Annotated in this window: 8 protein-coding genes; 3 read left to right on the forward strand and 5 right to left on the reverse strand. The window is 55.3% G+C overall.

Going from position 1 to position 10,990, the window contains the following annotated elements; genetic code table 11:
• Positions 1-217: 217 nt before the first annotated feature.
• Both exuR and CRO33_RS21590 read right to left on the reverse strand, forming a co-directional pair.
• Entirely contained in the window at positions 218-991 is a 774-nt protein-coding gene (exuR, locus tag CRO33_RS21585) for a transcriptional regulator ExuR (protein ID WP_034829188.1), read from the reverse strand.
• A 95-nt stretch (positions 992-1,086) separates the two neighbouring features.
• The gene (locus CRO33_RS21590; RefSeq protein WP_097119559.1) at positions 1,087-2,388 is read right to left on the reverse strand and encodes an MFS transporter; all 1,302 of its coding nucleotides are present in this window, start codon (positions 2,386-2,388) and stop codon (positions 1,087-1,089) included.
• A gap of 388 nt (positions 2,389-2,776) precedes the next feature.
• On the opposite strand from CRO33_RS21590, the gene uxaC reads away from it, so the two are divergent.
• From uxaC to CRO33_RS21605, 3 genes are read left to right on the forward strand one after another with little or no spacing between them, the layout of a single operon-like run.
• Positions 2,777-4,192, forward strand: a complete 1,416-nt coding sequence (uxaC, locus tag CRO33_RS21595; RefSeq protein WP_097119533.1) for a glucuronate isomerase — start codon at positions 2,777-2,779, stop codon at positions 4,190-4,192.
• A 2-nt stretch (positions 4,193-4,194) separates the two neighbouring features.
• Complete coding sequence (locus CRO33_RS21600; protein WP_097119561.1) at positions 4,195-5,643, forward strand: tagaturonate reductase; 1,449 nt, start codon at positions 4,195-4,197, stop codon at positions 5,641-5,643.
• Between the two features lie 4 nt (positions 5,644-5,647).
• Positions 5,648-7,138: a UxaA family hydrolase gene (locus CRO33_RS21605; protein WP_097119535.1), complete on the forward strand. Its 1,491-nt coding sequence runs from the start codon at positions 5,648-5,650 to the stop codon at positions 7,136-7,138.
• A gap of 87 nt (positions 7,139-7,225) precedes the next feature.
• On the opposite strand, the gene sstT is transcribed toward CRO33_RS21605, so the two are convergent.
• From sstT to CRO33_RS21620, 3 genes are all read right to left on the reverse strand, one after another.
• Positions 7,226-8,470, reverse strand: coding sequence for a serine/threonine transporter SstT (sstT, locus tag CRO33_RS21610; RefSeq protein WP_058959524.1), 1,245 nt, complete (start codon positions 8,468-8,470; stop codon positions 7,226-7,228).
• 228 nt (positions 8,471-8,698) lie between these two features.
• Positions 8,699-9,670: a TerC family protein gene (locus CRO33_RS21615; protein WP_097119537.1), complete on the reverse strand. Its 972-nt coding sequence runs from the start codon at positions 9,668-9,670 to the stop codon at positions 8,699-8,701.
• A 263-nt stretch (positions 9,671-9,933) separates the two neighbouring features.
• Positions 9,934-10,914, reverse strand: coding sequence for a Gfo/Idh/MocA family protein (locus CRO33_RS21620; RefSeq protein ID WP_097119539.1), 981 nt, complete (start codon positions 10,912-10,914; stop codon positions 9,934-9,936).
• Positions 10,915-10,990 lie beyond the last annotated feature (76 nt).

Raw genomic sequence — 10,990 nt, forward strand, 5'->3', positions numbered from 1 at the left:
CCATCCAGAATTGATTGTTAAATCAGCGACTTTTTAAAGCCCTGTCGCAAAGGGTAAGAAAAGGGCGATAACTGTAACAAAAATCACGCAGGTCAGACAGTGTAAAGTGGCGCTCGCACAGGAGTTTTACCTTTTGACGCAGATGCTCAAAAGGAGCTTTACATGAGCTGACACTATTGCAGATTAACTGACTTATTCGCCTGGAAATGCAGCAGAATCAATAAGAATTGTCATTACCTTCCGGCAGGATGACAGGATTTTCCGCAAACATGTAACGGTCGACATTAAATTCAAAATCGTCGGCGGTGGCGTTAAACAGCATCTGTTTAGTATTTTCCAGGTGCTGCCACATTGCCAGCTTACTGGCGGCGGGATCTTTGCGCATGAGTGCTTTCAGAATCTGGTCATGATCGTCGCACCAGCTGGTGATGTTGCGCGCATCAATATGTTCGTGCAGCTTGAGCCAATAAGGGTTGTGCAGGCGATGCAACCACATCTTCTCGACAATCGCGGCGAGCGCGCTGTTTTGCGTGGATTGCGCGATGCGGACGTGGAAATGCATATCCCATTCTGAATCACGTGAATGGTCTTCCTGGCGGGCTTTTTCCTGAATCGCCATCAACGCCATGATGTCCTGACGCGTGACCTGGGTGGCGGCAAACTCGGCCACGTTACTTTCAATTAGCTGGCGCGCCTGTAACAGCTCAAAGGGGCCGAAGCTGGCAAATTCCAGCTGGCTGGGGGTGGTCTCGCGGTTTTGCTGTTGATTGCTGATGACGTGGATGCCTGAGCCTTTACGTACTTCAACATACCCTTCCACTTCCAGCATAATGATGGCTTCGCGAACCACAGTGCGGCTGACTTCCATCTCTTCAGCGATCAGGCGTTCAGCAGGCAGCTTATCGCCCACGCGATAATCATCCGCCTCGATACGACGTTTGAGTTCACTGGCGAGTTGTTGGTAAAGACGACGGGATTCGTTCAGATCCATTGCGCGGTTCGCTGTGGCAGGGAAGGATGAGTTGTTATACCACTTTGACCGGGTGGAGGAAATGGGCTGACGTGCGCCAGCCCAAAGCGTGGAGATTAAGTGCGAGCTGTTGCCGGTTGTGCCACGTGCTGAACGTCCAGCTCCGATACCGGCTGATTTTTCAGCACGGTCCAGATTACACAGGCACCGAGCAGGTCAAATACTGCCAGCGCGGCAAACAGCGGACTGAAGCCCAGCGTATCAGCCAATGCACCCACCACCAGCGCAAACAGGGTGCTGGCTGTCCACGCGGCCATGCCGGTCAGGCCATTTGCCGTGGCCACTTCATTACGGCCAAACACATCCGAGGAGAGGGTGATCAATGCACCGGACAGTGCCTGATGGGCGAAGCCACCGACGCACAGCAAACCAATCGCTACGTAAGGGCTGGTAAACAAACCAATGGTGCCCGGTGCAATCATCAGCACCGCGCCCATGGTGACCACCAGTTTGCGCGACACAATCAGGTTCACGCCAAACCAGCGCTGGAACAGCGGTGGCAGGTAACCACCGACGATACAGCCGAGGTCGGCAAACAGCATCGGCATCCAGGCGAACATGGCGATCTCTTTCAGGTTGAAGCCGTAGACCTTAAACATAAACAGCGGGATCCACGCGTTAAAGGTGCCCCATGCCGGTTCCGCGAGGAAACGTGGCAGGGCAATACCCCAGAACTGACGATTACGCAGAATCTGACGGGCTGACATTTTGCTGTTATTGCCGGTCTGATGCTGTACTTCCTGACCGGAAATAATGTAGTGACGCTCTTCATCGCTGAGCTTGGTTTGCTGTTTAGGATGTTTATAAAATATTAACCAGCACAACGCCCACGCCATGCTCAGCACGCCAGTAATGATAAAGGCCAGCTGCCAGCTGTGCGCCAGAATCGCCCATACCACCAGCGGTGGCGCCAGCATCGCACCAATCGATGAACCAACGTTGAAGTAGCCTACCGCGACGGAACGCTCTTTGGCCGGGAACCATTCGCTACTGGCTTTCAGGCCTGCAGGAATCATCGCCGCTTCGGCCGCGCCCACCGCGCCACGTGCTAGCGCAAAACCGCCCCAGCTGCCTGCCATGGCGGTGGCAGCACAGAAGATCGCCCAGAGGATGGCAAACACCGCGTAGCCAATTTTGGTGCCCAGCAAATCCAGCACATAACCTGCCACAGGTTGCATCACGGTGTAGCACGCCGAATAGGCGGCGACGATATAGGAATATTGTTGAGTGGTAATACCCAGCTGCGTTTCCAGCGTCGGCGCGGCCACGGCAATGGTATTACGTGTCAGGTAACCGAGTATGGTGCCCACTGTCACCAGCCCAATCATGTACCAGCGTAGCCCTTTGATCTTACGCATCATTAACCTCTTCCAGTCTGTCGTAACACTTGCCATTAAAGGTAGGGGAGTACTTGAGCACTCCCGCTGGCGGCGTTGACGAATCAGACCTGCCGCCTTGTTGTTATGAGATGTGCCATGAGGTTCGGCATCAACGAGGCGAGAGATTAACTTGTTATACAACTTTAAAAGTTGAATGCCATCACAAAAACCCTGCATGTGCTGTGTGATCCGCTAAACAGGCGTTATAACAGCAAGTTAGTGCAATGTGGCTGACTATTTTGTCCATATATCCACAGGGAAACTGTCATTATTGTGAGGTCTATCGCAAACAATTTTGCCGATCGTCAAAATTGGTATGATAACTTTGAATCAGAAGCCAATTGGCCCCAAACATGAGGAAGCAGGTATGTCGCGTTTTATGAGTGAGGATTTTCTACTCGATAGCGAGTTCGCCCGTCGTCTGTACCATGACTACGCCAAAGACCAGCCGATTTTCGACTATCACTGCCATTTACCGCCGCAGCAGATTGCCGAAAATTACCGCTTCACCAATCTCTATGACATTTGGCTGAAAGGCGATCATTACAAATGGCGAGCGATGCGTGCTAATGGCGTACCCGAAGCGCTGTGCACCGGCGACGCCAGCGATCGCGAGAAATTCAACGCCTGGGCACGCACGGTGCCGCACACTATTGGCAATCCGCTGTATCACTGGACGCACCTTGAGCTGCGCCGTCCGTTTGGCATTACCGATGTATTGCTGAATGAGCAGAGCGCGGATCGCATCTGGCAGCAGTGCAATGAGCTGCTGGCGCAGGATGCCTTTAGCGCACGCGGCATCATGCAGCAGATGAAGGTGAAAATGGTCGGTACCACTGACGATCCACTTGACGATCTGCAACACCATCGCACGCTGTCGGACGATGCCAGCTTTAGCGTTAAAGTGCTGCCAAGCTGGCGTCCGGATAAAGCTTTCAACATTGAGCTGGATACCTTCCTGCCGTGGATTCAGCGCCTGGAACAGGTCGCCGATGTCAGCGTGCAACGTTTTGATGATCTGCGCCGCGCGTTGAGCCTGCGTCTCGATCATTTTGCCGCACACGGCTGTAAAATCTCCGACCATGCGCTGGACGTAGTGCTGTTTGCCGAGGCCGATGAAAGCACGCTGGATAGTATCCTGGCGCGTCGCCTGCAAGGTGCTGCACCGACGCAAGAAGAAGTGGCGCAGTTCAAAACAGCGGTGCTGGTGTGGCTTGGCAGCGAATATGCGCGTCGCGGCTGGGCGCAGCAATATCACATTGGCGCGCTGCGTAATGCTAATCGTCGGCAGTTCGATATTCTCGGCCCGGATGTAGGCTTTGACTCCATCAATGACGCGCCGATGGCGATCCCGCTGGGCCGTTTACTGGATGCGCAGAACCGCAACAATGCACTGCCGAAAACCATTCTTTACTGCGTTAACCCACGCGACAACGAAGTGCTGGCGACCATGGCGGGCAATTTCCAGGGCGAAGGTGAACCCGGCAAGATGCAGTTTGGTTCCGCATGGTGGTTTAACGATCAGCTTGATGGCATGCATCGTCAGATGACGCAGCTGGCGCAAATCGGCCTGTTGAGTCGCTTCGTCGGCATGCTCACCGACAGCCGCAGTTTCCTCTCCTACACCCGCCACGAATACTTCCGTCGCCTGCTGTGCCAGATGATCGGCAATTGGGTTGAACGCGGGGAAGCGCCAGCCGACGAAGCGCTGTTGGGGCAGATGGTGCAAAACATCTGCTTTAACAATGCGCGCGATTACTTCGGCATTGAGTTGGGAGCCTGATGATGCAGCGGCTAAACCGTCACGATTTCCCCGGCGCAAGCTATAGCGAGCGCGTGATCCAGTTTGGGGAAGGCAACTTCCTGCGGGCGTTTATTGACTGGCAGCTCGACTGGCTCAATGAGCATCAGGGCACCGATGCGGGCGTGGTGGTGGTGCGGCCGCGCAATCGCGTGGTGGAAGACTCACTGAATCAGCAGGACGGTTTGTACACCACGCTGATCCGTGGATTGAACACGCAGGGCGAGCAGGTAAGTGAAACCCGCCTAATCCGCAGCCTCAATCGCGAGATCCAGCCCTATCAGCAGTTTGAGGGTTTTCTCGCACTGGCCCGTGCGCCGCAGATGCGCTTTGTGTTCTCTAATACCACCGAAGCAGGCATTGCCTTTGTTGAGCAGGATCGGCTGGAGGATGCGCCAGCCTCTTCCTTCCCAGGCAAGTTGACACAACTGCTGTGGGCGCGCTTCCGCCACTTTGGCGGTGCGGCAGAGAAAGGCTGGTTGATCGTGCCGTGCGAGTTAATCGATCACAACGGCGATGCACTGCGTGATCTGGTGCTGCGCTATATCAAGCACTGGCAGCTGCCGCCGGAATTTGCCCGCTGGGTGCTGGATCATTGTGCGTTCTATAACACGCTGGTGGATCGCATCGTTACTGGCTATCCAGCCGATGGCACCAATATCGCTGCACAACTGGGTTACGAAGATCGCTATCTGGTGGCTGGCGAAGTTTATTACCAGTTTGTGATTCAGGGGCCCGATGCGCTGGCGCAAGAACTGAAACTCGCCGCGCTGGCGCCGGAAGTGAAGTTCGTCGATGACATCACGCCCTACAAAGCGCAGAAGGTGGCGATCCTCAACGGTGCGCACACCGCGATGGTGCCGGTGGCGTTTCAGGCCGGACTGGAGAGCGTCGGCGAGGCGATGGATGACGCCGCCATTGCGAACTATGTTAATGCGCTGCTGCGTGAGGAAGTGATTCCGACGCTGGATCTGCCGCGCGATGAACTGCACGCCTTTGCCGATGCAGTACAGCGTCGCTTCCGCAATCCGTTTATCCGCCATGCGCTGCTTTCGATTGCACTCAACGGCATGACCAAATTCCGTACCCGTTTGCTGCCACAGCTGTTGTTGTCTCAGCAGCAAACCGGCCAATGGCCACCGCGCCTGACCTTCGCCTTTGCCGCGCTACTAGCGTTTTATCGCGGCAAGCAGGGCGACCAGCAGTGGACTTTACAAGACGACGACCACTGGTTGCAGCAGTTCGCGGAGCTGTGGCCAGCGGTAAACCAGGACACATTGACCCCGGAACAGCTGGTGCAGGCGGTACTCAGCAACCGCTCACACTGGGGCGAAGATCTCACTCAGCGGCCCGGATTAGTGGCCGCAGTCAGCCAACACCTGCAAAACATCGTTGTCCACGGGATGCGGACGGCGCTGGTACAACTGAGATAACGCTATGCAAGATGCGATAAGAATCCATTCGCGCGACAACGTGGCGGTAGCGCTGCGCGATTTACCTGCCGATACCAAAGTCGAGATTGATCGCCAGTTCATTACCTTGCAGCAAGAGGTTGGGCGCGGTCACAAATTCGCGCTGACGCCGCTGGCAACGGATGCGCTGGTAATCAAATACGGCTTGCCGATTGCCCATGCCACGCGCCCGATCGCCATTGGCGAAATCATTCACTCCAGCAACGCCCGCACCAATCTGAGCGATGTGGATGAGTACGACTACCAGCCGGAGTTTCTCGATATCCCCGCTCAGGCCGGCGATCGCGAGGTGCAGATTTACCGCCGCGCCAGTGGTGAAGTCGGTATTCGTAATGAGCTGTGGATTCTGCCAACGGTGGGCTGTGTGAACGGCATCGCCCGGCAGATTCTGTCGCGCTTCCTCAAGGAGACCAACGAGGCAGAAGGGATCGATGGGGTGCACCTGTTCAGCCACCCGTTTGGCTGTTCTCAGCTCGGTCAGGATCATGAAAACACCCGCACCATGCTGCAAAACATGGTACGCCATCCCAATGCTGGTGCGGTGCTGGTGATTGGTCTGGGCTGTGAGAACAATCAGGTGGATGTGTTCCGCGAAACGCTGGGCGGCTTCGACAGTGACCGCGTGCACTTTATGGAGTGTCAGAAGCAGGACGACGAAGTCGAAGCGGGGTTGGAGCAGCTACATGCGCTGTACAATGTGATGCGTGGCGATCAGCGCCAGCCGGGTAAGCTCAGCGAACTGAAGTTCGGACTGGAGTGCGGCGGTTCTGACGGTTTCTCTGGCATCACCGCCAACCCGATGCTGGGCTGCTTCTCCGATCAAATGATCGCTAACGGCGGCACTACAGTGCTGACCGAAGTGCCGGAAATGTTTGGTGCAGAGCGCATTTTGATGAGCCGCTGCCGTGACGAAGCTACCTTCGATAAAACCGTGGCGATGATCAACGACTTCAAGCGTTACTTTATCGACCATCAGCAGCCGATCTATGAGAACCCATCGCCGGGTAACAAGGCGGGCGGTATCACCACGCTGGAGGAGAAATCCCTTGGCTGCACGCAGAAAGCCGGGCAGAGCCAGGTGGTGGATGTACTGAAATATGGCGAGCGTCTGGTCACGCCTGGCCTCAATCTGCTGAGCGCGCCAGGAAACGATGCGGTGGCCACCAGCGCGCTGGCGGGCGCAGGTTGTCATATGGTGTTGTTCACCACCGGACGCGGCACGCCCTATGGCGGATTCGTGCCTACCGTGAAGATTGCCACCAACTCGCAGCTGGCAGAGAAGAAGCCGCACTGGATCGATTTTAATGCCGGGCGTTTGATTGAGGGCATGAGCATGCCGGAGATGCTGGAGGATTTCGTCGATATGATTGTGGCGATTGCCAACGGTCAACCGGCGCGTAACGAAGCCAATGATTTCCGCGAGTTAGCGATATTTAAGAGCGGTGTCACGCTGTAAACATCAGGTGCGATCGATGTGCATCTGACATCAATCACACCTGCTTATCTTAAGGGCGGCATGAATGCCGCCCTGTGCAATGCCAATTTATTCTGCTTCAGACACCGTGCGCGGTTCGCGCTCGGCTTCCGCCTGGCACACCGCTGCCGTAAACAGAATGTCGGTTGAAGAGTTCAGCGCCGTCTCGGCGGAATCCTGCAATACGCTGATGATAAAGCCGATGGCCACTACCTGCATCGCCAGGTCATTCGGAATCCCGAACATGTTACAGGCGACCGGAATCAACAGCAGCGAACCGCCGGCCACACCCGAGGCGCCACAGGCACAAATCGAGGCCACAAAACTCAGCAGGATTGCCGTCGGCACATCCACGGAAATGCCCAGCGTGTGTACCGCCGCCAGTGTCAGCACCGTGATGGTGGTCGACGCGCCCGCCATACTGATCGTCGCGCCAAGCGGAATAGACACAGAATAAGTATCTTCATCAAGATTCAGGCGTTTGGCGATCGCCATATTTACTGGAATATTTGCGGCAGAGCTGCGGGTAAAGAAGGCGGTCACGCCACTTTCACGGATGCAGGTAAACACCAGCGGATAAGGGTTACGACGAATTTTTTGGAACACCAGAATCGGATTCACCACCAATGCCATGATGGCCATGCATCCCAGCAGCAGCGCCAGCAGCGTTGCGTACTCCTCAAGTGCACCAAAGCCGGTTGAGGCCAGAATCGAGGCCACCAGACCAAAAATCCCCAGCGGCGCACAGCGAATCACGCAACGCACCACCCACGTCGCCGCATGCGAAGCATCGGTAAGAAACGCCTTGCTGCTTGGGCTGGCATGGCGGAAGGCCAGACCGAGGCCGATGGCCCACACCAGAATGCCGATATAGTTGGCGTTGAGTAACGCGTCAATCGGGTTAGCCACCATGCTCATCAACAGACCGTGCAGCACTTCGGTAATGCCAGACGGCGGTGAAATTTCGGTTGCGCCCACGTTCATTGACAGAGTTTGCGGGAACAGATGGCTCAAGGTGACTGCGACCACAGCGGCAAAGAAGGTGCTCAACAGATAGAGCATGATGATGGGACGGATGTTGGTTTTCTGCCCTTGTTGATGATTAGCAATCGAAGAAATCACCAAAACCAACACCAGCAGCGGGGCCACCGCCTTCAGGGCGCGAACGAACAGTTCACCCAGCAGACCTACGGCCAGAGCGGCATCACGTGAGAACCACGCCAGCGCTACGCCGGCAATCAGGCCAATCATGATTTGTTTTACCAGGCTTCCTGCGAACAGCGCGCCCAGACGTCCAATAAAGTTATTTAGCATAGTTCGGTCTTTTTATAGCGGTATGAGTGTTGTGCGCGGTTGCTCCGCGCCAAACGGTTTGCCCGGCGGAGTATAAGGAAAAGTCCTGGTGAGGGAAGAGATAATTCTGGACGTGCGGCGCAGATCGGTTTTTTGATCTGCTGACGATGTGAAATGTGACAGAGCTATGAAAGGTGAAATTTGCAGCTGGCGAAACAAAGCAGGGGCGATTACCGCCCCTGCAGAAGATTATGATGAGATGCGTTTCTGGTCGTTTCTGTGGTTAACCCAGGCGTTAATCAGCAGGGTACCGCCCAGAATCACGCCCACCACCGACAGTGAGATGCCCACCGGGATATGGTAGAACTCGACGATCAGCATCTTGATACCGATAAACACCAGCACAATCGCCAGGCCATATTTCAGCATCGAGAAGCGCTCAGCCACGTTCGCCAGCAGGAAGTACATGGCGCGCAGACCGAGAATCGCGAAAAGGTTCGAGGTCAGGACGATAAAGGGATCGGTCGTCACTGCGAAGATCGCCGGAATACTATCAACCGCGAAAATCACATCGCTTAGCTCCACCATGATCAGCACCAGCAGTAGCGGGGTGGCAAACAGCACGCCATTTTTGCGGGTGAAGAACTTCTCGCCTTCGAGATTATCCGTCATGCGCAGATGTTTACGCAGCCAGCGCACCACCGGTTTGTCGCCCACTGCCGCGTCATCGCCTTCTTTGGCAAACGCCATTTTCAGGCCGGTGAACAGCAGGAAAGCGCCGAACACGTAGAGGATCCAGCTGAACTGCGTCACCAGATAGCTGCCGGCGAAGATCATGATGGTACGCAATACGATCGCGCCCAGCACGCCATACACCAGCACGCGGCGTTGCAGGTTTGCCGGAATAGCGAAGTAGCTGAACAGCATCAGCCAGACGAAGACGTTATCCACCGCCAGTGCTTTTTCCAGCACGTAGCCGGTAAGGAAGGCAAGGGTTTGTGCGGTCGCCACTTCTCGGCCGGCGGTGCCATCGAGGTACCACCAGAAAGCGGCGCTGAACAGCAGGGAAACGGAGATCCACACCAGCGACCAAACGGCGGCCTGCTTAAATGACATGGTTTGTGCGCCGCGACGTCCCTGTAAGAAGAGATCGATCGCCAGCATGATGAGCACAACAACAGCGAAGCTGCCCCAGAGTAACGGTGTGCCTACAGTATGCATAGTTGTAATCCTGTCCGGAAAATAAAAAAGCGGCTAAGTCAGAAGACGTTAGCCGCTTTGATCAAGCTGCAAGCAAACCTCGCCTTCCGGCAAGGTCTCACTTACAACTCAGAATAGATTCCGGGTTGCCTGACGACCGGATGCGTTTAGCATCGTAATGACGATCAATCAGCTTACAAGTTACTCCCCTTTGCAGCGGTCAAGATACGTCCAACCGCGCAAGGATTCAATGGGGAGTTTGAAATATTCTGCAATATTTACACTTAAGCCTGGTCTGCCGGGAACACCACGCCAGTCTGGCGGCGGATTTCCGTCAGCAGTTTTGCTGTGATGCGCGAGGCTTCCAGTGCCGGATGCTCGACCTGGCGCTGCTCAACCCGTTGGGCAAAGGCCTCGGCTTCATACAGCATGGTGTTGATATGCTGCGGTTGCGTCAGATTCTGGCTCTCGCCACCGCGTGGGATAAAGCGTAACTGCTGGCATTCCGAGATTTTCTCAATCACCAGTGAGCCGGCTTCGCCCTGAATTTCGCTCGGAATCAGTGAATCGCTCACCTTGGAGTGCAGCAGCGTGACATCAAAATCGCCGTAGCTCAGCACCACCACACCGTGCGCATCAACGCCACTCTCCAGCAGCGAAGCCTGCGCTTTCACCTGCTGCGGTTCGCCCCACAATGTGACGGCAGCGGCCAGGCAGTAAAAGCCAATGTCCATAATCGAACCGTTCGACCAGCGCGGATTAAAAGTATTGGGATTTTCGCCGTCGATATAACGCTGATAGCGTGAGGAGTACTGGCAGTAGTTAATCAACGCTTTACGCAGCTTGCCAAGTTGCGGCAGGGTGTTCTGCAGTTGCAGGAAGGTCGGCAGGCTGGCGGTTTTAAATGCTTCAAACAGCACTACCTGATGCTGGCGCGCGCAGGCGATCATCGCCTCGGCCTCACGCAGATTCGATGCCATCGGCTTTTCGCAAATCACATGTTTGCCGTGCGACATAAACAACATCGCTTGCTCAGCGTGTAACGCATTCGGGCTGGCGATATATACCGCATCGATTTCCGGGCTGTCCGCCAAATCGTCGAGGGAAGTGAAGGTAAGTTTGCAGGGATAGTCAGCGATAAAGGCATCCGCCTGTGACTGCTGGCGCGAATAGACACCGCTTAACTTCATTTTGCCGGTCTCATGCGCGGCGTCGATAAACTGGCGGGTTATCCAGTTGGTTCCCACAATGGCAAAACGAATCACGGCTTTGTACTCCTGCAACAGTAAAGCGGCAGAGTAGCATGTTCAGCGGATCGTTCGTCAGACGAAATTTGATCAT

It is taken from the genome of Pantoea sp. GL120224-02 (genome assembly GCF_900215395.1).
Lineage (GTDB): Bacteria > Pseudomonadota > Gammaproteobacteria > Enterobacterales > Enterobacteriaceae > Pantoea > Pantoea communis.